Annotated in this window: 24 protein-coding genes; 11 read left to right on the plus strand and 13 right to left on the minus strand. The window is 68.2% G+C overall.

The annotated features are described in order from the left end of the window. Positions 1-80: 80 nt before the first annotated feature. From ACEWX3_RS26075 to ACEWX3_RS26085, 3 genes are all read right to left on the minus strand, one after another. Positions 81-548: a GtrA family protein gene (locus ACEWX3_RS26075; protein ID WP_207068112.1), complete on the minus strand. Its 468-nt coding sequence runs from the start codon at positions 546-548 to the stop codon at positions 81-83. A gap of 79 nt (positions 549-627) precedes the next feature. After that, positions 628-981 (minus strand): VOC family protein, encoded by a 354-nt coding sequence (locus ACEWX3_RS26080; RefSeq protein ID WP_207068113.1) that lies wholly within the window; start codon positions 979-981, stop codon positions 628-630. A 47-nt stretch (positions 982-1,028) separates the two neighbouring features. Then, on the minus strand, positions 1,029-2,435 hold the full coding sequence (locus ACEWX3_RS26085) for a guanine deaminase (protein ID WP_207068114.1): 1,407 nt from the start codon (positions 2,433-2,435) through the stop codon (positions 1,029-1,031). Positions 2,436-2,511: 76 nt separating this feature from the next. Here ACEWX3_RS26085 and ACEWX3_RS26090 point away from each other — a divergent pair, with 76 nt between their 5' ends. Then, entirely contained in the window at positions 2,512-3,183 is a 672-nt protein-coding gene (locus ACEWX3_RS26090; RefSeq protein ID WP_207068115.1) for a GAP family protein, read from the plus strand. On the opposite strand, the gene ACEWX3_RS26095 is transcribed toward ACEWX3_RS26090, so the two are convergent. Next, entirely contained in the window at positions 3,180-3,818 is a 639-nt protein-coding gene (locus ACEWX3_RS26095) for a TetR family transcriptional regulator (protein ID WP_374158117.1), read from the minus strand. The two genes, ACEWX3_RS26090 and ACEWX3_RS26095, sit on opposite strands and share 4 nt — an antisense overlap. 97 nt (positions 3,819-3,915) lie before the next feature. Between ACEWX3_RS26095 and ACEWX3_RS26100 the strand changes: the two genes are divergently transcribed. From ACEWX3_RS26100 to ACEWX3_RS26110, 3 genes are read left to right on the plus strand one after another with little or no spacing between them, the layout of a single operon-like run. Beyond that, entirely contained in the window at positions 3,916-4,941 is a 1,026-nt protein-coding gene (locus tag ACEWX3_RS26100) for an ABC transporter permease (RefSeq protein WP_374158118.1), read from the plus strand. Between the two features lie 16 nt (positions 4,942-4,957). Then, positions 4,958-6,124, plus strand: a complete 1,167-nt coding sequence (locus ACEWX3_RS26105) for an FAD-binding oxidoreductase (RefSeq protein ID WP_207068118.1) — start codon at positions 4,958-4,960, stop codon at positions 6,122-6,124. Between the two features lie 25 nt (positions 6,125-6,149). Then, a complete protein-coding gene (locus tag ACEWX3_RS26110; RefSeq protein WP_207068119.1) occupies positions 6,150-7,052 on the plus strand; it encodes an aldose 1-epimerase in 903 nt (300 codons plus the stop codon). Between the two features lie 87 nt (positions 7,053-7,139). Here ACEWX3_RS26110 and ACEWX3_RS26115 read toward each other — a convergent pair whose 3' ends face one another. From ACEWX3_RS26115 to ACEWX3_RS26155, 9 genes are all read right to left on the minus strand, one after another. Beyond that, a complete protein-coding gene (locus ACEWX3_RS26115) occupies positions 7,140-7,550 on the minus strand; it encodes a VOC family protein (RefSeq protein WP_207068120.1) in 411 nt (136 codons plus the stop codon). 177 nt (positions 7,551-7,727) lie between these two features. Beyond that, a complete protein-coding gene (locus ACEWX3_RS26120; protein ID WP_207068121.1) occupies positions 7,728-8,102 on the minus strand; it encodes a heat shock protein transcriptional repressor HspR in 375 nt (124 codons plus the stop codon). A 28-nt stretch (positions 8,103-8,130) separates the two neighbouring features. Continuing rightward, entirely contained in the window at positions 8,131-9,315 is a 1,185-nt protein-coding gene (gene dnaJ, locus ACEWX3_RS26125) for a molecular chaperone DnaJ (protein ID WP_221350246.1), read from the minus strand. 45 nt (positions 9,316-9,360) lie between these two features. Then, on the minus strand, positions 9,361-9,993 hold the full coding sequence (grpE, locus tag ACEWX3_RS26130; protein WP_374158119.1) for a nucleotide exchange factor GrpE: 633 nt from the start codon (positions 9,991-9,993) through the stop codon (positions 9,361-9,363). Further along, a complete protein-coding gene (dnaK, locus tag ACEWX3_RS26135; RefSeq protein WP_207068124.1) occupies positions 9,990-11,870 on the minus strand; it encodes a molecular chaperone DnaK in 1,881 nt (626 codons plus the stop codon). Before dnaK ends, grpE begins: the two co-directional genes overlap by 4 nt. A gap of 262 nt (positions 11,871-12,132) precedes the next feature. Then, positions 12,133-12,864, minus strand: coding sequence for a hypothetical protein (locus ACEWX3_RS26140; protein WP_207068125.1), 732 nt, complete (start codon positions 12,862-12,864; stop codon positions 12,133-12,135). Between the two features lie 73 nt (positions 12,865-12,937). Continuing rightward, the gene (locus tag ACEWX3_RS26145) at positions 12,938-13,360 is read right to left on the minus strand and encodes a rhodanese-like domain-containing protein (RefSeq protein WP_286183394.1); all 423 of its coding nucleotides are present in this window, start codon (positions 13,358-13,360) and stop codon (positions 12,938-12,940) included. A 185-nt stretch (positions 13,361-13,545) separates the two neighbouring features. After that, positions 13,546-14,208: a dihydrofolate reductase family protein gene (locus ACEWX3_RS26150; RefSeq protein WP_374158120.1), complete on the minus strand. Its 663-nt coding sequence runs from the start codon at positions 14,206-14,208 to the stop codon at positions 13,546-13,548. A gap of 13 nt (positions 14,209-14,221) precedes the next feature. Then, positions 14,222-15,640 carry a DUF222 domain-containing protein gene (locus ACEWX3_RS26155; protein WP_374158121.1) on the minus strand — a complete coding sequence of 473 codons (1,419 nt, stop codon included), beginning with the start codon at positions 15,638-15,640 and terminating at the stop codon, positions 14,222-14,224. A 344-nt stretch (positions 15,641-15,984) separates the two neighbouring features. Here ACEWX3_RS26155 and ACEWX3_RS26160 point away from each other — a divergent pair, with 344 nt between their 5' ends. The 7 genes from ACEWX3_RS26160 to ACEWX3_RS26190 all read left to right on the plus strand — a co-directional run bounded on the left by ACEWX3_RS26160 (position 15,985) and on the right by ACEWX3_RS26190 (position 23,281). Continuing rightward, positions 15,985-16,533: a hypothetical protein gene (locus ACEWX3_RS26160; protein ID WP_207068901.1), complete on the plus strand. Its 549-nt coding sequence runs from the start codon at positions 15,985-15,987 to the stop codon at positions 16,531-16,533. 79 nt (positions 16,534-16,612) lie between these two features. After that, positions 16,613-17,992: a mycothione reductase gene (locus ACEWX3_RS26165; protein WP_374158122.1), complete on the plus strand. Its 1,380-nt coding sequence runs from the start codon at positions 16,613-16,615 to the stop codon at positions 17,990-17,992. After that, complete coding sequence (gene zwf, locus ACEWX3_RS26170) at positions 17,989-19,395, plus strand: glucose-6-phosphate dehydrogenase (protein WP_374158123.1); 1,407 nt, start codon at positions 17,989-17,991, stop codon at positions 19,393-19,395. The genes ACEWX3_RS26165 and zwf overlap by 4 nt, the downstream gene beginning before the upstream one ends. Next, the gene (locus ACEWX3_RS26175) at positions 19,388-21,190 is read left to right on the plus strand and encodes a glycoside hydrolase family 15 protein (protein WP_221350257.1); all 1,803 of its coding nucleotides are present in this window, start codon (positions 19,388-19,390) and stop codon (positions 21,188-21,190) included. Before zwf ends, ACEWX3_RS26175 begins: the two co-directional genes overlap by 8 nt. Before the next feature lie 39 nt (positions 21,191-21,229). After that, positions 21,230-21,853: a TIGR03085 family metal-binding protein gene (locus ACEWX3_RS26180; protein WP_221350259.1), complete on the plus strand. Its 624-nt coding sequence runs from the start codon at positions 21,230-21,232 to the stop codon at positions 21,851-21,853. A gap of 11 nt (positions 21,854-21,864) precedes the next feature. Continuing rightward, positions 21,865-22,806 carry an LLM class F420-dependent oxidoreductase gene (locus ACEWX3_RS26185; protein ID WP_221350261.1) on the plus strand — a complete coding sequence of 314 codons (942 nt, stop codon included), beginning with the start codon at positions 21,865-21,867 and terminating at the stop codon, positions 22,804-22,806. Between the two features lie 40 nt (positions 22,807-22,846). Beyond that, positions 22,847-23,281, plus strand: coding sequence for a hypothetical protein (locus tag ACEWX3_RS26190; RefSeq protein WP_374158124.1), 435 nt, complete (start codon positions 22,847-22,849; stop codon positions 23,279-23,281). The last annotated feature ends 22 nt before the right edge of the window (positions 23,282-23,303 follow it).

Genomic DNA, 23,303 nt, shown 5'->3' on the forward strand with positions numbered 1-23,303 from the left:
ACTGACACCGTCGTGCAATCGATGCACGACTACCCGAACGGTGGGGCGATCAATCGCCGATCTTCAGATCAGGGTCACGGTCAGGACCTGCGGAACACCACCCAGCGCATCGCGGAGTACATGTAGACCGCTTCGCAGGCGCCGGCCAGCATGCGCGCCACCCGGTAGTCCAGGCCCAGCGCGGTCAGCGCCGACGACACCGCGAGGATGAACGCGACGTAGTTGATCACCACCACGACGACGTAGACGCTCAGCTGTGGCCCCACCGGGGCATGCGAACGAAAGTTGAAATACCGGTTCAGCGCGTAGCTCAGCCCGAACGCGCACCCGTAGGCGACGCTGACCGCGGCCGGGTAGGGCACGCCGAGTAGGCCGTGCAGGCTCACCAGCAGAACCAGGTCCACCCCGAAGGTGAAGCTGTTGATGAGGCAGAAGCCCAGGAAAGTGGGGGCGACCAGGCCGGCCAGCCCGAACGGCAGCCGCGCCACGAGGTGCGCACACCAGCTGTGGAAGCGCTGCGGCGGGCCGAGTGCCACGTCGACAGACACGTGACCACTGTGGCGTCGGCAGGTGTCGGTTCCGTGAGCGGGCCGCGAACACCAGGCCACCACTGTCTTTACGCGATGCTCAGTACACCACCCGGAACCCGCCGATCAGCCCGACGGTGTTGCCATCTGGATCGCTGATCCGGCTCAGTCGCACCCCTTTGTCCGCCGCGCTGATCTCACCCGGATGCAGACCGCGCCGGCGCAGATCGTCGACATGCTGGTCGAGGTCGTCGACCGCGAAGTTCAGGTACGCCTGCCCCGCGGCGGATTCGTCGGCGAACACCTGCACCCAGGCGCCGGGCAGCACCTGCCACTCGACCAGCGAGGGCATCGGATTGTTGTCTTCGGGGCGGTCGAACAACGCGGTGTACCACCGCCTGCTGGCCTCGATGTCGGTCACCGGGACGACGGCCAGCACGTGCGAGATCGGCATGTGATCCTCTCTTTCTCCCCAGTACCGACCCGCACGTCGGCCAGAAGTCATCGCGGGCCGTTGTCGAGGCGCCGGCCCTGGACGTAGACCTCGCTGATGGCCGGCTCGCGCAACCCCATCAACAGCGCGAACAGGGTCTGCTGGGCCGCCATCGCCGGGTCGGACGAGCGAACGCCGTAGTCGACAGCACTCGCCAACGCCGGGGTCCGGCCCGGGTCGACGACCACGACGTCGGCCTCCTTGCCGACGTCGAAGTTGCCGAAACGGTCCTCCATGTCCAGGGCGCGGGCGCCGGCAAGTGTGCCGAGGAACAGCATCTCGGCGGGGTGCATGGAGACGCTGTCACAACCGGGCTCGCTGATGTGCACCTTGAATGCGTCGGCGAGCACGCGCGGGATCAGCCACTCGTCGCCGCCGCCGAAATCCGTTCCGGCCGCGATGTTCACACCGGAGGCGACGGTGCGCCGCCACGGCATGGTGCCCGACCCGAGGAACAACTGCGACACCGGGCAGTGCGCGATCGACGTGCCCGTCTCGGCCATCCGCGCCAGCTCGGCATCAGAGCAGTGCACGCAATGGGCCAGGATCGTGCGACGACCCAGCAGGCTCGAACCGCCGACCGACGACCCGGGCAGGAACTTGCCGTCGTAGGTGTCGAGATAGCTCTCGACGCCGAACAGTCGCTTGACGGTGTCGATCTCACCGGTGCCGGGCCGGTTGTTCTCGTTGAGGTGGGTGTGCACGTACACACCGCGATCACGTACCGAGTCATACAGTTCCCCAAGGCCTTTCAGGGTCTCGGCGGTGACCGACAGGGAGAACCGGGGAACGATCGCGACGTGCAGCCGCGCGGTGGCGACGTCATTCGTGTCGGCGGCGTGCCACGTGTCGATCTCCTGGCGGGTCAGCCGCAGCGCATCGGCTTCGGAGGTGATCAGGGCGCCGGCGGAGGCCGGCCCCACGGTCTGGATGCCCCGCCCGCTGACGATGCGCAGACCCCGGCGCCGGGTTTCGGAGAACAGCGCGTCCTGCGCGTGCGGGAAGGCCGAACCGAACACCATCGCCGCGGTGGTGCCCGCAGCGATCCGCCGATCGCAGAACTCGGTCGCGATCCGCCGGGCGAAATCCGGGTCGGACAACCGGGCCTCGGCCGGGAAGATGCATCCCTCGAGCCACTCCAGCAGCTGTCCGCCGCCGTAGGAGTCACCGGCGTAGGTCTGCGGGAAATGGATGTGCGTGTCGACGAATCCAGGCAGCAGGAACCCGGGACGATGGTCGCGGATCCGCGCCGAGGCGAACTCGGCGGGCACCGCGTCGCGGTCTCCGCAATAGGCGATCCGACCGTCGGCGACGACGAGCGCGCCGTCGGGTATCGACACGAGCGCGGCAGACGCATCGGCGACGACGGGCTGTCCGGCGATGTGGAACACGTGCCCGAGATGCACCTCAGCCATCTCAGCGACGATAGTGCCGACCGCCGGGTCGCACGATTCCGAGCAGCGGGGTGCACGCCTTGCTAGGTTCTCTCACGTGTCGGAGATTTGGCGTTCAGTCCTGACCGAACTCATCCCGTTGGCTCTGGTGGTCGCACTGTCGCCGCTGACGATCATCCCGGCCGTGTTGGTGTTGCACACCCCGCGGCCCAAGCCCACCGGGCTGGCGTTCATGATCGGATGGCTGGTCGGCCTCGCCGCACTCACCGCACTGTTCGTGGCGGTGTCCAATCTGCTGGGCGGGCTCGACCACAAGCCACCGAGCTGGGCTTCCTGGCTGCGGATCGTGATCGGCGTCGCGTTGATCGTCTTCGGCGTCTACCGCTGGGCGACCCGCCACAAATCCGAGCACATGCCGGGATGGATGTCGCGGATGAGCACGCTGACGCCCGCGAAGGCCGGCGTGACCGCCGTCGTCCTCACCGTGCTGAACCTCAAGGTGCTGTTCATCTGCGCCGCAGCCGGTTTGGCCATCGGCACCTCCGGTCTGCGCCCAGCGGGGGCATTCGTCGCCGAGATCTGGTACGTGATGTTCGCCGGCTCCACCGTCGCCCTGCCCATCCTGGCCTACGCGGTGTCGGGAGATCGCCTGGACCCCACGTTGGAGCGGCTGAAGGACTGGATGGAGCGTCAGCACGCCACGCTGGTCGCGGTGATCCTCGTCGTGATCGGACTGCTGGTGGCCTACAAGGGGATCCACGCCCTCTAGGTGGGCAGCCCGAGTTCGTCGGCGTCCGCGGTCAGATACCGCGTGACAGCAGGGGCCACCAGCCGCACCACGTCGTCGGCCGGCAGCTCCGACAACGGAGGCACGCTCATCAGATAGCGCAGCATCGCGACTCCGACCAGGCTGCTGCCTGCCAGCGAGGCGCGCAGGCGGGCTTCGCTGCCACCGCCGAGCACCTCGGACACGGCAGCCAGGACGTAGCTCTGCATGAAGGAGCGAAACGCCTCGCGCGCGTCGGTGTTCGACGTCGCCGAGGCGAGCATCGCCCGCATGGAATCCCCGGTCTCGGGTGCTTCCCACACCCCGAGGTAGGTGCGCACCATCCGGGCTCCGACGTCCGGGTCGCCGTCGGCTTCCGGTCCCTGTAGGGCAGCCACCAGCACAGCGGGGTCGATGATCAGGCGCAGCGATTCCCGGAACAGTTCCTGCTTGGAACCGAACAGATACAGCACCATCGCCGGGTCGACGCGCGCGTCCGTGGCCACCGCACGCAGCGTCGTCTTCTCGTAGCCGTCTGCAGCGAACCGGGACTTCGCCGCGGCCAGCACCACGTCCCGGGACACCGGCTCACCCTCCCGACGCCCCCGGCGCCGCGGCGTTTTCCCTGGTGAGGCCATCGACGCAGGCTACCATTTCAATGAGCGTTGAAATTATGCCGGCGGACGTCTAACGTCACTGGCATTAATTCATCGCCCAGTGAAAAGGCGGGTCGACATGACTGGCACCCAACAGACGAACGCTCGTCCCACCCCTCCGGCAGGCGAGGGTCACCAACCATCTGCGGCCGCCCGGGCCGCCGGTCTCGTCCTCGCGATCACCGCGGCGCTGGCCGTCATCGCGATGGCCTTCGCGCTCCCCGCGGTGCACTCGGCCCCCCGCGAGGTCCCGATCGGCGCGGCCGGTCCGCAGGCGGCCTCCGCGCAGACCGTCGACATGCTCGAGCGCAGCGGTCGGGACGCCTTCGCCGTGACGTTCTATCCCAGTAGGGCCGCGCTGACCCGGGCCATCGAGGACCGGGAGGTCTACGGCGGCATCACGCTGCCCGCGGCGCCTGGCGAGCCGGCCACGCTGCTGATCGCCACCGGCGCCAGCCCCGCCGTGGCCGGGCTGCTGACCCAGATGGGGCAGCAACTCGGCACGCACACCGGCATGCCGGTGACGATCGAGGACCTCGCCCCGCCCACCCCGGACGATCCCCGCGGCGCCGGCCTGGCGGCCTCGGCACTGCCCTTGACGCTGGCCGGGCTGCTGCCGGCCATCGCGCTGGTACTCGCCTTCCCGCGGGCGCCCGGCCTGCAGTTCGGGGCGGCACTGGCCTCGGCGGCGCTGTCGGGGGTCACGATCGCGGCGCTGCTGCGCTACGTGCTCGGGTCGACGACGACGAACTTCTGGGGCGTGGCCGGCGGACTGACACTGGGTGTGGGGGCTGCGCTGTTGCTGCTGCTCGGGCTGGGTGCGCTGTTCGGCAAGGCCGGGCTCGGCGTCGGCGCCCTGCTCGCGGTCCTGGTCGGCAATCCGCTGTCCGGCCTGACCAGCGCCCCGGAGATGCTGCCTGCGGGCTGGGGCGCGCTGGGCCAGCTGCTGCCCCAGGGGGCGACCGCCACGGTGCTGCGGTCGGCGGCCTTCTTCGACGGAGCCGGGTCGTCAGGTGCGGTCGCCGTGCTGGTGTGCTGGGCCCTGACCGGTACCGCACTGTTATCGGCTGCTGCGTTGCGTCACAGGAAGCTCGCGGCCCGGTGACTTAGGATCGTGCGGCGTGGGACTCGAAGACCGGGAGACGATGCGCATTCTGCGCGCCGCCGTCTGCCCGGGCCCGGAGTCCGAGATGCTGATCCGCGATTTCTACACCCGCTGGTTCGCCACCGACCTGTCCGCGCGCGACCTGTTCCCGCCGGACATGGAGAAGCAGCGCTACGTCTTCGCCGAGGCCCTGACATGGCTGTGTGACGAGCTCATCGCCCAGCGGGCCGAGGAGCCCGTGGCCTTTCTCGCCCAGCTCGGCCGCGACCACCGCAAGTACGGCGTCACCCAGGCCCATTACGAAACGCTCAAGACTGCCCTGCTCGGCGCGCTGCGCACCCATCTGGCCGAGCACTGGGACCGGCGGATGTCCGAGGCGGTCAACGACGTCGTGACCCTCGTCGTGGGAGTCATGAGCGGAGCGGCCGATGCCGAGACCAGCCCCCCGTTCTGCGACGGCACCGTGCTCGAGCATCTGCGCCCGACCCGCGACGTGTCGGTGATCCGGCTGAAGATGGACCATGCCCTGTCCTATCTGCCCGGCCAGTACGTGCCGGTGCAGATACCGCAGTGGCCGCGCCGGTGGCGCTACCTGAGCCCCTCGATTCCGGCCGACGCGAACGGCTACGTCGAGTTCCACGTCCGCTCGGTGCCCGGCGGCATGGTCTCCACCGCGATCCTGGGTGAGGCCCGGCCCGGCGACCGCTGGCGGGTGTCGAACCCACACGGCGCGCTGCACATCGACCGCGACGCCGGCGACGTGCTCATGGTGGCCGGCAGCACCGGGCTGGCGCCGCTGCGGGCGCTGATCATGGACCTGGCCCGGTTCAGCGAGAATCCGCGCGTGCACCTGTTCTTCGGCGCGAAATATCCCGCCGACCTCTACGATCTCCCGACGTTGTGGGAGGTCGCCGCGACCAACCCGTGGCTGTCGGTGACCCCGGTGTCCGAGCTGACGTTCGACCCGCCGTGGGCCGCCGACTACCCCGACCCCACCCCGCCACGCGGACTGCACGTGCGCCAGACCGGCCTGTTACCGGAGGTGGTGACCCGCTACGGCAGTTGGAGTGACCGTCAGATCCTGCTCTGCGGCGGGCCGGCGATGGTGACGGCGACCAAGCAGGCGCTCATCGCCAAAGGCGCACCGGCGGAACGAATTCAGCACGACCCGCTGGCCAGCTGATCCCGGCGTGGCAGGATCGAGGGTCATGGCCGAGTTCGAAACCGTCACCCTGCGCGACCCGTCATCGGCGCTGACCGCCACCTATGTCCCCGAAGCCGGCATGATCGCCACGTCGTTGTCCGACGCCGGCGCGGAACTGCTGGGTCAACGTCGGGGCCTGCAGGCCTACGTCTCGAACCACAAGACCATGGGCATCCCGATCCTCTACCCGTGGGCGAACCGGCTCAGCAGCAACGGCTACGGCGTCGACGGCGCCGTCGTGACCCTGACCCCGGGCACCGGCGGGGTGCGCACCGACGAGCACGGTGTCCCGATCCACGGCACGCTGGCCGCCTACCCGGGCTGGCGCGTCACGACCGAGCTGGAATCTCAGCTGACCGCCGAACTGGACTTCGCCGCGCGCCCGGGTCTGCTGGCCTCGTTCCCGTTTCCGCATCTGCTGACGCTCGACGTGACATTGATGCAGCGCACGCTGACCGTGCAGACCACCGTCACGGCGACGACGGGGGCGCGGGTCCCGATGTGCTTCGGTTTCCATCCCTATCTCACACTCCCCGGTGTGCCGCGGGCGCAGTGGCAGATCGAGACCCCGACGATGCGGCACCGGCCGGTCAATCCGTGGGGCATCCCGACCGGGGCCGCGATAGCCCATCCGGCCACCTCGGAGACGTTGGGAGACAAGGTCATCGACGACGGCTTCGACGAGGTCGCCGACGGCTCGGTGTTCGCCGTCTCGGGCGGGGACCGCCGCATCGAGGTCCACTTCGACGCCGGTTACACCGCCGCGCAGGTCTTCGCCCCCGCCACCGACGAGGTGGTGTGCTTCGAGCCGATGGCGGCCCCCACCGATGCGTTGCGGCGCGGCGGCTACCGCGAGGTCCAGCCGGGTGAGTCGGTCACCGCCCAGTTCCGGATCGTGGTCGGCTGACGGCCAGCGCTGATTGCGCGGGCCAGTCCCCCACGTCGGCGGAGCGACGCACCTCTCGGTCAGCCGGCCGTCGCACGAAGTGATCCCCTACAACCGTTGGGTCGTCCCTTGGTACGTGCCGAACGTCCAGAGGTTGCCCTCAGGATCGGCTGCGGTGAATGCGTAGGTTTGAACGCCCGAACCGAACTGAGTGTTGTTCGGCGCCTGGACGACGGTGGCGTTGCCGGCGTGAACCACTCGCTCGTAGACGGCGTCCACGTCGCCCGAGATGACGTACACGGCACTGCCTCCTGGCTTCATGGCTCCGTGAACGCTGTCGGTATGTTTGGTCGAGCCGAAGACCATGCAGCCGCCACCCGGCCAGCCCACCTCGGCATGCACGATGTCACCGTCCTCGTCGGCGACGGCGAGAATCTCATGGAAGCCGAAGACGTCAACGAGGAACCGCAGCGCTCCCCTCGTATCGTCGTAGTGCAGGACGGGCCAGATGGAGGACACGCATCCGAGCCTACGAGTGGCCTGCAATGAAAGGCGAGTGCGGCGTCCAGCCCATGCGCTGCCTGCAACACCGCCTTGCAGATTGAGCCGGCTACCGAACCATCTCGGCTGTGAAGCCGTCGGGCACCACTGCGAAAACGCCCGCGAGGCCGAGTTCACGCATGGCCCGGCTGACGGCTAGCGCTGATTGCGGGGCTGCCACACGACCAGCGCGGTGCTCTTGGGCCGCGGCTGCGAGCGCAGCCGTTCGACCTCCTCGGTCAACTCACGGACCCGGGCCTGCAGGGCCTCGACATGGTTGGTCAGCTCGATGATCCGCTTGATCCCGGCCAGATTGACACCCTCGTCCTGCGAGAGCCGCTGGACTTCGCGCAACAGGTCGACGTCACGCTGCGAATAGCGGCGCCCCCCACCGGAGGTCCGCTGAGGAGTGACCAGGCCGAGCCGGTCGTACGTGCGCAACGTCTGCGCATGCATACCGGCCAGCTCGGCCGCCACCGAGATCAGGAAGGTTCGAGCCTGTTCGGCCGGATCCTTCCGGCTGGCGCTCATCGGTAGTCTCGCCTCTTCGCGCAAGCGCTCATCGGGATCCAGCCCATCCCGCCCGCGGGTCGAACCCGCTCGCGCGTTCGGCCTTCGCGTAGGCCTCCAGTGCTTCGGCGGCCTCGCCCTCGAGGTTCGGCGGCACCGCGACCTTGACGGTGACCAGCAGATCGCCGTTACCGCCGGAGCGTTTGGGCACACCGCGCCCCCGTACCCGCAGGATTCGTCCGTCCGAGGTGCCCTTCGGCACCCGCACACCCACCTTGCCCTCCAGCGTGGGCACCGACAGCGTGGTGCCCAACGCCAGCTCGTGAAAGCTGACCGGGACCGTGACGGTGAGATCGTCGCCGTTGCGGCCGAACACCTTGTCCGGCCGGACGTGCACGGTGACGTACAGGTCGCCCGACGGTGCACCGCGCAGCCCGGCCTCGCCCTGACCGGCCAGCCGAATGCGCTGACCGTCCTCGACGCCCGGCGGGATCCGCACGTTGATGGTGCGGGTACGGGTGGTCACACCCGTGCCACGGCATTCGTCGCACGGATGCTCGATGATCGACCCGCTGCCGCGGCATTCGGTACAGGGTTCAGAGAACCCGAAAGCACCCTGGTTGCGGTTGACGACTCCGGCGCCGTTGCAGGTCGGACACACCTTGGGACTGGTGCCCGGCCGTGCACCGCTGCCGTGACAGTTGGTGCACGGGGCGGGGCTGGTGAGCCGCAAGGGCATCGCCACCCCCTTGGTGGCCTCGAGGAAGGACAACTCGGTCTCGGTCTCGAGGTCGTTGCCCCGCCGCGGCCGCGACGGGCGCGGTTGCGCCCCGCCGCGACCGAAGAGTCCGCCGAAGAGGTCACCGATGTTGGCGCCGCCGGTCTGCCCGGCGGCGTCGAACAGATCGTTGAGGTTGAACTCCTGACCGTCGCCTCCGCCGAATCCACCGAAGCCACCACTGCCACCGCTGAACCGGCCACGACCGAACCCGCCGCCTGCGAACAGCCGGCGGGTTTCGTCGTATTCCTTGCGCTTGGCCGGATCGGTGAGCACCTCCTTGGCTTCGGAGGCGGCCTTGTACCGCTCTTCGGCCACAGAGTTGCCCGGGTTCCGGTCGGGGTGGTTCTCGGCGAGGATCTTGCGGGCAGCCCGCTTGATCTCGTCCTGGCTGGCGTCGGAGGCGACGCCGAGCTCCTTGTAGAAGTCCTTCTCAACCCACTCTCGTTGGGCCATACCGCGTCACCTCCTTACCTAATGATTCTTGTTCGCGGTCACTTCTTACGATTCTGAGGGCTCGCCGGCTTCGGAGCCGGCATCAGCGCCGGCGTCGCCGGAACCATTCGCCTCGGGCACGGTGTCGACGACACCGACCATCGCGTGACGGACGACCTGCTCGCCGACCTTGTAGCCCTTGCGCATCACGGTCCCGACCACTGGATGTGTCCCGTCGCCCTCATGTTGCACCGCTTCGTGCAACCCCGGGTCGAACTCGTCACCCTCGTCGCCGAACGCCGTGAGGCCGAGGCCTTCCAGCGCGCTGACGAGTTTGTCGGCGACCGCCCGCAGCGGCCCGGATTCCAGGTCGCCGTGGCTGCGCGCCCGGTCGAGATCGTCGAGTACCGGAAGCAGCTGGCCGATGACCGTCGCCTTGGCCCGGTCGGCGGTCACCTGCTGATCGCGCAGGGCCCGCTTGCGGTAGTTGGCGAAGTCGGCCTGGACCCGCTGCAGATCCGCGAGCAGTTCGGCGGCCTTGCCGGCCTCCTCGGGCGTCTCCCCGGCGAACTCGTCCGGCCCCGACCCACTGGGGGCCGGGCCGGGCGAGTTCGGGCTCTCACGAACCTGTCCGGTGTCGGGATCGATGCGGCGCTTGTCGGTGACGGTGATCGGCTCTTCTCGATCCTTGTCGCTCACTTGCGCTCGCCACCGTCCGCGCTATCGTCCTCCACCACCTCGGCGTCGACGACGTCGTCGGCAGAGCCGCCGGCGCCGCCTGCTGCGCCTTCCTGGCCACCGGCAGAGGCCTGCTCGGCCTGAGTGGCCTCATAGATCGCCTGGCCCAGGGCCTGGCTCTCCTCACCCAGCTTCTCCATCGCGGTCTTGATGGCACCGATGTCGGTGCCCTCCAGCGCCGACTTGGCGTCGCTGATCGCGGCGTCGACCTTGGTCAGGGTGTCCTCGGGGACCTTCGAGCCACCTTCGGCCTCGCGCTGCTCCTTGACGAACTTCTCCGTCTGGTAGACCAGCGACTCGGCCTGGTTGCGGACATCGGCCTCCTCGCGGCGCTTGCGGTCCTCCTCGGCGTGGGCCTCGGCGTCCTTGACCATCCGGTCGATCTCTTCCTTGGAAAGGCCGGAGCCCTCCTGGATGCGGATGGTGTTTTCCTTGCCGGTGCCCTTGTCCTTGGCGGTCACGTGCACGATGCCGTTGGCGTCGATGTCGAAGGTGACCTCGATCTGCGGCACACCGCGCGGGGCCGGCGGGATGCCGGTCAGCTCGAAGCTGCCGAGCAGCTTGTTGTGCGCGGCGATCTCGCGTTCGCCCTGGAACACCTGGATCTGCACCGACGGCTGGTTGTCGTCGGCGGTGGTGAACGTCTCCGAGCGCTTGGTCGGGATCGTGGTGTTGCGTTCGATGAGCTTGGTCATCACGCCACCCTTGGTTTCGATACCGAGCGACAGCGGCGTGACGTCCAACAGCAGAACGTCTTTCACCTCACCCTTGAGCACACCGGCCTGCAGCGCGGCGCCGACGGCGACGACCTCGTCCGGGTTGACGCCCTTGTTGGGCTCCTTGCCGCCGGTCATTTCCTTGACCAGCTCGGACACCGCGGGCATACGGGTGGAACCACCCACCAGCACGACGTGGTCGATCTCGCCGACCGAGATGCCGGCGTCCTTGATCACCGACTGGAACGGCTGACGGGTGCGGTCCAGCAGATCCTGGGTGATGCGCTGGAACTCCGCGCGGGTCAGCTGCTCGTCGAGGAACAGCGGGTTCTTCTCGGAGTCGACGGTGATGTAGGGCAGGTTGATCGACGTGGACTGGCTGGAGCTCAGCTCGATCTTGGCCTTCTCGGCCGCCTCGCGCAGACGCTGCATCGCCATCTTGTCCTTGGTCAGGTCGATACCGCTGCTGGCCTTGAACTTGTCGACCAGCCATTCGACGATCCGGTCGTCCCAGTCGTCGCCACCGAGGTGGTTGTCACCGGAGGTGGCACGCACCTCGACGACCCCCTCGCCGATCTCGAGCAGAGACACGTCGAACGTGCCGCCACCGAGGTCGAAGACCAGGATGGTCTGTTCCTTCTCGCCCTTGTCCAGCCCGTAGGCCAGCGCCGCGGCGGTCGGCTCGTTGACGATGCGCAGCACGTTCATGCCGGCGATCTGGCCGGCTTCCTTCGTGGCCTGACGCTGCGAGTCGTTGAAGTAGGCGGGCACCGTGATGACCGCGTCGGTGATGTCCTCACCGAGGTAGCTCTCCGCGTCACGCTTCAGCTTCATGAGCACACGCGCGCTGATCTCCTGCGGCGTGTATTTCTTGTCGTCGATCTCGACGTTCCAGTCCGAGCCCATGTGACGCTTGACCGACCTGATGGTGCGGTCGACGTTGGTGACGGCCTGGTTCTTGGCGGGCTGGCCGACCAGCACCTCGCCGTTACGCGCGAACGCGACGATCGACGGGGTGGTCCGGGAGCCCTCGGAGTTCGCGACGACGACGGGGTCGCCACCCTCGAGCACTGCGACGACGGAGTTGGTGGTCCCGAGGTCGATACCGACCGCACGAGCCATAGTTACTGCCTCCTGAATAGAACGTTTGGTGGAACTGAGTGCGCCGCGCTCAAGCCTGCTCTTGTCACACCGTGGTGTCAAGCCTGACTTGAGTCTGGTTCACTCAACTATCGCTCGGGTCAACGGGGTGCGCACCGCATTTGTTCCCGACACATGAGCACCGTCACACCAGTCGCGCCTCGATGGGGCGCTGACGGCTGTCCCGGCGGGGATCCCGACGACGTTCGGCGGGCACGCTGTCATCCCGGCGGGAGATCAGCTGTCAGCCGTGCTCGTGGTCATGTGAGTCGTGTAACGGCACAGCTGACGGGGCGACCCGCGGCGCAGGTGCGGTCTGCGCCGGCGTGCCGACCGATTCGTCGAGGGGCGCGGGAGAGTTCGCCTCCGGCGGGTGAGCTCGATGCTCATCGGCGTGATCGACGCCGGGCCCGTGATGACCGGTGCCCGTCCCGGACGGGGAGTGATGGCCGTGCTGGAGCCCGGAAGCGACGCCGACAGTGGAGGCGAGCGCGACGATGCTGGTGGCACCGAGGAGGACGACACCGTTGGCCAACCACGAAATCGGCTTGCCCCGTAGGCCGCGGTGGCACAGCCACCCCGCTCCCATCACCACATACAGCTGGAGCAGCAGCGCGCACAGGTCGGCAGCCTGCACGAGCTCAGGCTCTCCGGCGTGCGGACCGAACGGCGCTCCCACGGTTCTGGACACCACCCACAGCGCAATGGCTCCCAAGTTGAGCAGGACTCCGCCGGCAAGAACGAGATTCGTCGGTCGGGCCAGCACCGCGCGTGCCCACACGAGTTGGAACAGCGCCAGGAGTGCGAAGAACTGCCCAGCGACCATCCACTCCTGCCAATGCGCCGGCACCACCGCAAAGTGGATGACAGCCGCACCGAACGAGGCGAGTGCGGCCAACCGGGCCGCGAGGGCCGTGTCGGTCCTCCTCGCTGGTCCGCTCACCACGCGTCCGATGATGACAGCGCGACCCCGCATGACCCCAGCGGGACACCACATCTCCACCGGAACGAGATGGCTTCGTCACCTGCTCCTCGTCGACGACCGGCGGTCAGCGCCAGATCAGCGCTCGCCCGCTCTGCTCCCAGGCTTGCATGCCGCCGTCGAGTTCAACGATGTCGTCGTATCCCAGACGGGAGAGCGACTGGGCGGCAACGGCGCTCATTCGGTCGCTGCGGCAATAGATCGCCAGAGGGACCGAACGGTCGGAGGGTAAACGCCCGCTCTCCGCCTCGATCCGGTCGAACGGGATCGACAGGTCCGTTCCGGCGATCTCACCCTCGTAGGGCACATGGACGTTGATCATGACGCGTTCGCCACCGGCGATGGCGCGCTCGAACTCCGGCGGCCCCACCGATCGCATTCCCGCTGGAGCACCCAGATCAGTTGCGGACGGAGAGGACGTCGCCGCCGGGATCGTACGGGAATCGTTTGCGCTACAACCGGAGAGCGTCAACACCACCGCGAAGGCCACGCAACTGCATCCAGTCGACATCTGCCTCGGGCCCCGCATCTTTCCATCATTCACGATGGGGGCCGGAACCGGAAGGCCAACCGGTGCGCGAAGTCGACAGCTACGGCGTGCAGTCCGACACATGTGCACCGTCACTCTGACGGCAGTCCGGCGGGGCGACGACAGACACGGCTTGTCTGTCGTCCTCAGCCGATGTCGTATCGCACGTGTGTCGCGTACGGCGAGTGCGCGACCTCGACAATGCTCAGCCGGGGCTGGGCCGTGCCGTCGAAGATCCTCTCGCCGGTGCCCAACAGAACTGGTGCGATGTCGAGGGCGAGCGAGTCGACGACGCCGGCGGCCAGTGCCTGCCGGATCGTGGCGGCGCCGCCCGCGACGTGCACGTCGCCGTCGCCGAGCTCTCGCGCCCGCGCCAACCCGGCATCGAAACCGGTTGTGACGAAGTGAAAGGTGGTGCCGCCGTTCATCGTGACGGGCGGATGGTCGTGATGTGTCAGTACGACGACCGGGGCGTGGTACGGGGGCTCGTCGCCCCACCAACCGCGCCACTCGCCGTGCACGTCCTCCCAGGATGACCAGGCCCCGCGCACCGGCGAAAACATGTTGCGTCCCATCAGGTATGCGCCCCGCGGACGGAGCAACGAGTCCGCCCAGGCCTTGTCGACCACCCGGCCGCCCTGTTCGCGGTCGGAGTGCCAGCGATGAAGGTCGAATCCGCCGATCCCGCCTGGAGCGTCGTAGCTCTGGTTCGGCCCGGCGATGAAGCCATCGAGAGAGATGCTGCAGTGGACGGTGGTGAAGGTGGGCTGATGCATGACATACCGACCCGGTCCCACCGACGAACTCATCGCGATCAGCGAACTAGTTTCTCGGTGGTGGTTGGGGTTGGAAGGGTTCGTACCACCACCAGTCGGCGCGTTCGCCGGTCGGCCCCGTGCAGGGGGCGACGGCCGGTGGCGGCTGTGTGGGTGGGCGGGCCAGCGAGGCGTTGATCAGGACCTGGCCGTCGGCGTCGGTGACCACGAGCTGGTGGGCGGGGCCGGCCAGGGTGATCCCCCCGGCGTGGTGCAGCCGGTGATGGTACGGACAGACGAGCACCAGATTCTCCAACTCGGTGAGCCCACCGTTCTCCCAATGCCGTAGGTGGTGAGCGTGCAGGCCGCGGGTCGCGCCGCAGCCGGGTACCACACAGCAGCGATCCCGATGTTCCAGCGCGCGGCGCAGCCGCCGGTTGACGGTGCGGGTCGAGCGGCCGGCGCCGATCGGGCGTCCGGCGCGTTCGAACCACACCTCACAGGTCGCATCACAGGAAAGGTACTGGCGTTCGGCGTCGGTGAGCAGCGGACCCAGATGCAGCGCCCCCACCTGCTTGTCGGCGTCGACGTGCACGACCACGGTGGTGTGCTGAGCGTGCGGGCGCCGGGCCACCTCGGCGTCCCAGCCGGTCTCGATCAGCTCCATGAATGCATCCACGGTGGTCGGCATCGGCGCACGCTGAGGGCCTTCACCCGCAATGTCGGCGAGGTCGTCGAAGTCGTCGTCGTACTCCCCACCGACGCCATCGGCGGGGTCGGCTGTGGCGTCGGCGTCGGCGTCGGCGTCGGCGTCGGTGGTGGCGTCGGCGACGGCATCGAAATCCTCGGCGCAGGGGGTGGCGCTGGTGCCGGTGGCGGCATCGGGCTGCTGGTCGTGGTCGCGTTTCCAGTCCGCGATCAACCCGTCGCGCTTGCCGGCCAGGGCAGCGTCGACCTTGGCGGCCTCGAGCTTGGACACCGTGATCCGATACGTCACCAACTCACCATGATCGGTGCGCGAGAGGGCGCGTTCTGGCTGCGGTTTCGGGGCTGTATCGGGGCGCGGTTCCAGGCTGACCGCCTTGCGCAACTGGGTCACCGTCGCCACCGACGCCAACTCCACGTAATGATCATCAGAACCCTCGGCGGCGCGCTCAGCGAGCACCCCGACCTGATCCAACGACAACCGGCCCTCCCGCAACCCGGCCACACACCGCGGAAACTGCTCACCACGCGCCGCGACCGCCGCGATCGTCTTCGCGTTACGCGGTGACACCCCGGTCTTCCAGGCCACCAGCGCCGACATCGACCGCGCCCCGGTCATCCCCGCCAACCCGCCATGATCGATCTCGGCGACAATGTCCACGATCTGCGCATCGATGGCGTTGCGCTGACCGGTCAACTCCGCGATCTGCTCGAACAACTCCGCCAACCGCTCCTTCGGCGACACCTCATCGTCAACCAAAGACGCTGCAGCAGAGGACATGACCCCATCAAAGCAGCAGGGTCCGACAAAAACGGGCGCCCGCAGCCCGTACCGCACAGTCTCCGGCGACCACAATCGACAAAATCAGGGGCGCGCCGTCGCCTCGTTCGTTCTGGGAAGCGACACGAAGCCTCAACTACCGGGCGACCAGCGGACCGAAACGCCGCAACACGCTCTAGGTCGGGCCCGAACAGTAAACGGCTCGGACCGGCGGCGGGACGCAGAGCGAAAACTGCCGTGCAACTGATGGACATCAGTCGCGCAGAAGACGTAGTTGGTCTGGAGCCGGAGCGGCCCGCGAGTCACTTCCGTCCCGCAGGCACCAATGTGCGTACGCTGGGGTGATGCAGGCTCGGTCGGTCGTCGCCGTCGCACTCGGCGTGGGCGTGACGCTCGCGGGGTGCTCGTCGAACATCGAGGGCACCGCGACCCGCAGCCCCGACTCCTTCGCCGAGCCGGAGTTCCCGACACCGCGTCCGACCCGACCTGATCCCTCTCCTCCCCCGACCACCGCGAATCCGAGACCGGCGCCTTCCGCGACCCCGGCACCGGGTGGGGAGGTGCTGAGTCCGCAGAACGGCTACGTCTTCATCGAGACCAAGTCGGGCAAGACCCGCTGCCAGCTCGACACTCGCGAAGTCGGCTGCGAGTCCTCGTTCGTCAACGCACCCGAGATCGACGGCATGCCCGCCAACGGCGTCCGTCTCAGCGCCGACGGCGACATCAGTTGGGTGCTGGGCAATCTCGGCGCCATTCCGGCGGTCACCCTGGACTACCGCACCTACTCGGCGGTGGGCTGGACCATCGATGCCGATGTCAACGGCACCCGGTTCACCAACGACAGCACCGGCCACGGCATGGTCATCAGTGTCGAGGGCGTCGAAGGCTTCTGAACACCCAGTGAGTCCGAGGTCACCGTTCGGTCATCGCAGCCGGGTTTGACCGCAACCCCGGCCCGGGAACAGCACAGGCGTGCGCACCCACGATCTCATCGTCATCGGCGCGGGCTCGGGCAACATGGTCGTCGACGACCGGTTCGAAGACCTGCGCGTGGCGATCGTCGAGGACCGCAAATTCGGTGGGACGTGCGTGAACTACGGCTGCATCCCGTCGAAGATGCTGTCCTACACCGCCGAGCTGACCGACAGCATCGCCAGGGCGAACACCTTCGGCATCGACGCTGAGCTGCACGAACTGCGCTGGCCACAGGTACGCGACCGTGTCTTCGGTCGCACCGACGCGGTGTCCGCCGAGGGCGAGCGCGGCCGCCGCGCCGCCGACTTCGTCGACGTGCACTCCGGACATGCCCGCTTCACCGGCGACCGGGAACTCGCGGTCACCACGGCCGAGGGCATGGAGTATCTCAGCGCCGACCGGATCGTCGTCGCAGCCGGTAGCCGCCCTGCGGTGCCGCCGCAGGTCGCCGAGTCGGGTCTGCCCTACGAGACCTCCGACACCGTGATGCGGATGGACACCGCGCCGCGGCACCTCGCCGTGCTCGGCGGCGGGTACATCGCCGCCGAACTCGCCCACGTGTTCTCCAGCGCCGGCAGCGAGATCACGATCATCGAGAAGGCGGGCCGGCTTCTCGGCGGTCCGCAGGACGAGGCGCTGCGCGACACCTACACCGAGATGATGCGTGCCCGCTACGATCTGCGCTGCGGTACCGAGCTGACCAAGATGTCCGGCACGCCAGGAGATCTGGTCCTCCACCTGGACGACGGAACCGACGTGCAGGCCGACACGCTGCTGGTGGCGATCGGACGAACTCCCAACAGTGACCACCTCGACGTGCAGTGCGGCGGCATCGACACCCACGACGACGGCCGCGTCGTCGTCGACGAGTACTGCCGCACCACCGCGCCGGGCGTGTTCGCGCTCGGCGACATCTGCACCGCGATCCCCCTCAAACACGTCGCCAACCGGGAAGCCGCGGTGGTCCAGCACAACCTGCTCAACCCCGATGACCTGCACCAGGTCGACCACAGCCTGGTGCCGTCGGCGGTCTTCACCAACCCGCAGATGGCCTCCGTGGGAGCCACCGAACAGAGTTGTCGTGACGACGGCCGCGACTACCGGGTGGGGGTGGCACGGTACGAGGACGTCGCCTACGGCTGGGCGATGCAGGACCACACCGGGCTGTGCAAGGTCCTCACCGAGGCCGAGTCCGGCCGCATCCTGGGCGCGCATGTGATCGGCAGCCAGGCCGCCTCGTTGATCCAGATCTTCGTGGTGGCCATGAACTTCGGTATCCCCGCCGGTGACCTGGCGCGGCGCCCGTACTGGATCCACCCCGCGCTCAGCGAGGTCGTGGAGAACGCACTGCTCAATGTGAGGAGACCCAGCACATGACCGAATCCGACCGCGCTGAACCGCTGGTGCTCGTCCTGTTCGGGGCCCGTGGCGATCTGGCACGGCGGATGCTGTTCCCCAGCCTCTACCGTCTCGCCGCGGCGGGCCGGCTGCCCGACGAGTTCGCCGTCATCGGATCCGGGCGCACCACGCCCGACAGCGACGATGAATTCCGCGACGACATCAGCGATGCCATCGCCGAGGACATCGAGGAGCCGGACCACGAGATCCTCGATGACCTGATGTCGCGGTTGAGCTTTCAGGCCGCCAGCGACGACGACGGTTCCGACCTGGCCGAGGCTGTCCGCGCCAAGGCGGCACAGCTCGGTGACGGTGCGCGCACACTGATCTATCTGTCGGTGCCGCCGGTGGCCATGCAACCGCTGATCGGCATGCTCGGCCGGCAAGGCCTGGCCGAGGAGGCGCGGTTCATCGTCGAGAAGCCGTTCGGCACCGACCTGGAGTCGTCGCGCGAGCTCGATCAGGCCCTCAAGGCGGTCACCGACGAGGATCACGTCTACCGGATCGACCACTTCCTCGGCAAAGAGGCGGTGCGCACCCTGATGGCGCTACGGTTCGCCAACGGCCTCATCGAATCCCTCTGGAACCGCGAGCATGTCGCGTCCGTGCAGATCGATGTGCCCGAGCAGCTGGGCATGGAGGGCCGGGGCAGCTTCTACGAGAAGACCGGATGCTTTCGCGACATGGTGAGCACCCATCTGTGTCAGGTGCTCGGTGTTGTGGCGATGGAGCCGCCGTCCGGTATGGATGCCCGCTCGCTGCGCGACGCCAAGTCGGCGGTGTTCGAGGCGATGCGTCCGCTGGATCCCGCACGGGTGGTCTTCGGCCAGTACGACGGATACCGCGACGAGGACGATGTCGCCGACGACTCCGGCGTCGAAACGTATGTCGCACTCGAAGCGTTCGTGGACACGCCCCGCTGGCAGGGGGTGCCGTTCTATCTGCGCACCGGCAAGGCCATGCCGGCCGACCGCCGGGCCGTGACGCTGACGTTCCGCGACCCCGCACCGGCGACGTTCCCCGATCCGCGGCCCAACCGGCTGGTGCTCGACCTGACCGACTCCCCGAACGCCGCCTTCGACCTGACCGGCATGCGGCCCGGTCCGGGCCTCACGCCGCAACACCTCACGGTGACAACCGGATTGGCCGATCCGAACCTCGAGTCCGACGCCATGGACGCCTACGAGCGGCTGCTGCTCGACGCGATGCGCGGGGACCAGACCTTGTTCGCCCGCGCCGACGAGGTCGACAGACTCTGGCAGATCTGCGCACCGGTGCTGGACAACCCCCCGCCCGCGCTGAGCTACGAGCGCTGTTCATGGGGTCCCGAACCCGCGCTGGCGCTGCCCGGGCCGGCGGGCTGGCGGCTTGCCGATGACTGACTTCCCCTCGGTCGCCGAGCACGGCCTGATCGGTGACCTGCGCACCTGCGCGCTGGTCGGAAGCGACGGCAGCATCAACTGGTTCTGTGCCCCGCGGTTCGACTCCCCCAGCGTGTTCGGCGCAATCCTGGACCCGGAACGCGGCGGCAGCTGGACGATATCCACCGCGCGCAAGGACAGTCGCACCCACCAGTTCTACTTTCCGCAGTCCGCGGCGTTGATCACCCGCTTCCTGACCGCGGACGGTGTGATCGAGGTCCACGACTTCATGCCGGTGCTGCAGCCCAAAGACGAGGCCCACGTCCAGCGGCTGGTGCGTCGCGTCGTCGCGGTTCGCGGCACGACCACCGTCAGCATGGTGTTCGACGCCCGCCCCGACTACGGCCGCCGCCGTTTCGACGTGCAGTCATCTCACGGGACTGCGCGCTTCCGCCTCGACGGGTTGGCGATGCAGTTGCGTTCGTCGGTGGACCTCACCGTCGACGACACCGTGGTGGCCGCCGAATTCGAGTTGAAGCCCGGTCAGACCGCCGAGTTCGTCCTCGAGCTGGGTGAGACCAGCGACCGCGATGCCCCCGAGCACGGCCCGAGCGTCGACGAGCTCTTCGACGGGACGATCCACTTCTGGCGGTCCTGGCTGAAGAACTCGCGATACCAGGGCCGTTGGCGGGAGATGGTGGAGCGCTCGGCGATCACGCTCAAGCTGCTCACCCATGAGCCGAGCGGGGCCATCATCGCGGCACCGACCACCAGCCTGCCCGAGGACATCGGCGGGGAACGCAACTGGGACTACCGCTACGTGTGGATGCGCGACGCCGGCTTCAGCCTCTACGCGCTACTGGCGCTGGGCTTCCACGACGAAGCACACTCGTTCATCGCCTGGCTGTCGCGGCGGCTGGGCTGTGGCGACCGGGAAGCAGACGGTCTCGGCCCGCTGCGGGTGCTCTACGACATCGACGGCAACGAACCACCGCCTGAGGCCGAACTCGACCACCTGCGCGGCCATCTGGACTCGCGGCCGGTGCGGGTCGGCAACGCGGCGGTCGGCCAGCTGCAGCTCGACATCTACGGTGACCTGATCGACTCGGTGTACCTGTTCAACAAGTACGGTCCCGGCATCAGCTACGACGCCTGGTCCGATGTCGTCTTCGTCATCGACTGGCTGATCGACAACTGGGAACGCGCCGATGCCGGGATGTGGGAGATCCGCGATGCGGAGAAGGCGCACACCACGTCACGGTTGATGTGCTGGGTCGCGGTGGAGCGCGCCATCCGCATCGCCCGCCACCGTGGTCTGCCCGCCGATCTGGTGACGTGGTCCTCGGCGCGCGACGCGATGTACCACCGGATCATGACGGAGTCATGGAACACCGACCTGGAGGCCTTCACGCAGGTGGAAGGCGGTGACCGGCTCGACGCGGGCGTCCTGCTGATGCCGATGGTCAAGTTCATCTCGCCGGCTGATCCGCGCTTCCTGTCGACCCTGGCGGCCATCGAGCGCGAGCTGGTCACCGACAGCCTGGTTTTTCGCTATCAGCCGGAAACCGACGGTCTCGACGGCGACGAAGGCACGTTCTCGTTGTGCACGTTCTGGTACGTCGAGGCGCTGACCCGGTGCGGCCGCCTGGCCGACGCTCAACTGGCGCTGGAGAAGATGTTCACCTACGCCAATCACGTGGGCCTCTACGCTGAGCAGGTCAGTGCCACCGGTGACCAGGTCGGCAATTTTCCGCAGGCCTTCACACACCTGTCGTTGATCAGCGCAGCGATCAACCTGGACCGCGCGCTCGGTTGACGTGTTTCGCATGACCGCACGAGGGAAAGTAGGACTCCCATGACGATTGCACAGCGCGAGCGGGCGGCCCTGGTGGCGACACTCAGGGAACAGGCCCCCGACGCTCCCACCCTGTGTGACGGGTGGGACGCCCGGGATCTGGCCGCACACCTGGTGGTGCGGGAACGGCGGCTCGACGCCGCGCCCGGCATCCTGATCCCGGCGTTCGCCGATTACACCGAACGGGTGCAGAAGAACGTGGCGTCCTCGACCGACTGGGACGAACTGGTCGGTCAGGTCGCGTCCGGCCCGCCGCTGTATTCGCCGTTCAAGCTGCTGGACCCGATCGCCAACGTCGCCGAGATGTTCATCCACCACGAGGACGTCCGGCGGGCCCGTCCGGGGTGGGAGCCCCGCCCGCTCGACGAGCCGACGGCGTCGGCGCTGCGCCGGCCCGTTCAGATGATGGCACGCATGACGCTGCGGAAGGCACCGGCGACGGTGGTCCTGGCCACGCCGGACGGCGACACCTTGGCCACGCTGGGCAGCGGGACTCAGGTCAAGGTCACCGGTGATGCCGGCGAGTTGCTGATGTTCGCCGCCGGACGGGACGAGGCGCGGGTCGAGTTCGACGGGCCTGCCGACGCGGTCGCCGCGGTGAAGAAGTCCCGCGCGGGCCTCTAGGCTGGACAACCGTGAGCCCCGTCGATTTCCGTGTCTTCGTCGAACCCCAGCAGGGCGCCGGCTACGCCGATCAGCTCGCCGTCGCCCGCACTGCCGAAAGTGCGGGGTATTCGGCGTTCTTCCGGTCCGACCACTACCTCGCGATGAGCGGTGACGGTCTCCCCGGGCCGACCGACTCCTGGGTCACCCTGGCCGGTCTCGCCCGGGAGACCACCACCATCAGGCTGGGCACGATGGTCACCTCGGCCACGTTCCGCCATCCCGGCCCGCTGGCGATCTCGGTGGCCCAGGTCGACGAGATGAGCGGCGGGCGAGTGGAATTCGGACTCGGTGCGGGCTGGTTCGAGGCCGAGCATCGCGCCTACGCCATCCCGTTCCCACCGCTGGGCGAGCGGTTCGACCGGCTCACCGAGCAGCTGGAGATCATCACCGGACTGTGGGGGACCCCGTCCGGGGAGACGTTCGACTATTCCGGCACCCACTACAGCGTGGCCGAGTCACCCGGGCTGCCCAAGCCGGCTCAGACACCGCACCCGCCCATCATCCTGGGTGGCATGGGCGCCAAGCGCACTCCGGCGCTGACCGCGCGGTTCGCCACCGAGTTCAACATCCCGTTCGCACCGTTGGACGGCCTGATCCAGCAGTACGCCCGGGTGGCGGCTGCGGTCGAGGAGGCCGGCCGCGCCAAGGATTCGCTGACCTACTCGGCGGCGTTCGTGCTGTGCGCCGGGCGCGATGACGCCGAGATCGCTCGACGCGCCGCCGCCATCGGGCGCGAGGTCGACGAACTGCGCTCCAACTCCCCCGCCGTCGGCACCCCCGACGAGATCGTCGACAAGCTCGGCCCCTTCCTGCAGGGCGGTGTGCAGCGCGTCTATCTGCAGGTTCTCGACATGTCGGACCTCGAGCACATCGAGTTCATCGCCGAGACGGTCGTCCCGCAGCTTCGCTGACCCAGCACTCCGTACGCGTGCGCGGTTACTATCGGTGCCCGTGACCGGCCCCGACCGTGACGATGCGCCGCAGCCGGCGTGGCACAACCGCCCGTCGACGCTGCTGGGGGTCAGCGCCGCGGCGCTGGCTCTGCTCGCGTTGCTGATCGGCGCGATCAGCTACGTGACCGGGCAGGCCAACGAACCCGAGCCGGCGCCGATCGACTTCGTCGAACCCACGTATTCGGTCACCGACAGCAGCACGCCGAACTCCGGGTCGCCCGCGACGACCGGGACGATCACCACTACGAGCCCTCCGGTGACCACCGACATCAACCCCGAGGAGACGACGCCGACGACCACCGAGTCCGGTCCGTCGACGATCACCACCCGCCCGCCGCGCACCCGCGAAACCGATGTGGGTCCGACGACGCGGGAGCGGCCCAGGCTGACGCGCAGGACCACGCCCAGCGAGGAACCCGCCGAAAATCCCTAGCCGCAGCGCCTACTATCGGGTT

Source organism: Mycobacterium sp. G7A2 (assembly GCF_041902445.1).
Lineage (GTDB): Bacteria > Actinomycetota > Actinomycetes > Mycobacteriales > Mycobacteriaceae > Mycobacterium.

Coding starts and splice junctions, on each gene's coding strand:
- ACEWX3_RS26155 (WP_374158121.1), bottom strand. CDS start 15,640: ATGTCCTCTGCTGCAGCGTCTTTGGTTGACGATGAGGTGTCGCCGAAG.
- ACEWX3_RS26120 (WP_207068121.1), bottom strand. CDS start 8,102: ATGAGCGCCAGCCGGAAGGATCCGGCCGAACAGGCTCGAACCTTCCTG.
- ACEWX3_RS26150 (WP_374158120.1), bottom strand. CDS start 14,208: ATGAGTTCGTCGGTGGGACCGGGTCGGTATGTCATGCATCAGCCCACC.
- ACEWX3_RS26180 (WP_221350259.1), top strand. CDS start 21,230: ATGACGATTGCACAGCGCGAGCGGGCGGCCCTGGTGGCGACACTCAGG.
- ACEWX3_RS26080 (WP_207068113.1), bottom strand. CDS start 981: ATGCCGATCTCGCACGTGCTGGCCGTCGTCCCGGTGACCGACATCGAG.
- ACEWX3_RS26095 (WP_374158117.1), bottom strand. CDS start 3,818: ATGGCCTCACCAGGGAAAACGCCGCGGCGCCGGGGGCGTCGGGAGGGT.
- ACEWX3_RS26110 (WP_207068119.1), top strand. CDS start 6,150: ATGGCCGAGTTCGAAACCGTCACCCTGCGCGACCCGTCATCGGCGCTG.
- ACEWX3_RS26160 (WP_207068901.1), top strand. CDS start 15,985: ATGCAGGCTCGGTCGGTCGTCGCCGTCGCACTCGGCGTGGGCGTGACG.
- ACEWX3_RS26100 (WP_374158118.1), top strand. CDS start 3,916: ATGACTGGCACCCAACAGACGAACGCTCGTCCCACCCCTCCGGCAGGC.
- ACEWX3_RS26175 (WP_221350257.1), top strand. CDS start 19,388: ATGACTGACTTCCCCTCGGTCGCCGAGCACGGCCTGATCGGTGACCTG.
- dnaJ (WP_221350246.1), bottom strand. CDS start 9,315: ATGGCCCAACGAGAGTGGGTTGAGAAGGACTTCTACAAGGAGCTCGGC.
- ACEWX3_RS26085 (WP_207068114.1), bottom strand. CDS start 2,435: ATGGCTGAGGTGCATCTCGGGCACGTGTTCCACATCGCCGGACAGCCC.
- ACEWX3_RS26140 (WP_207068125.1), bottom strand. CDS start 12,864: ATGCGGGGTCGCGCTGTCATCATCGGACGCGTGGTGAGCGGACCAGCG.
- zwf (WP_374158123.1), top strand. CDS start 17,989: ATGACCGAATCCGACCGCGCTGAACCGCTGGTGCTCGTCCTGTTCGGG.
- dnaK (WP_207068124.1), bottom strand. CDS start 11,870: ATGGCTCGTGCGGTCGGTATCGACCTCGGGACCACCAACTCCGTCGTC.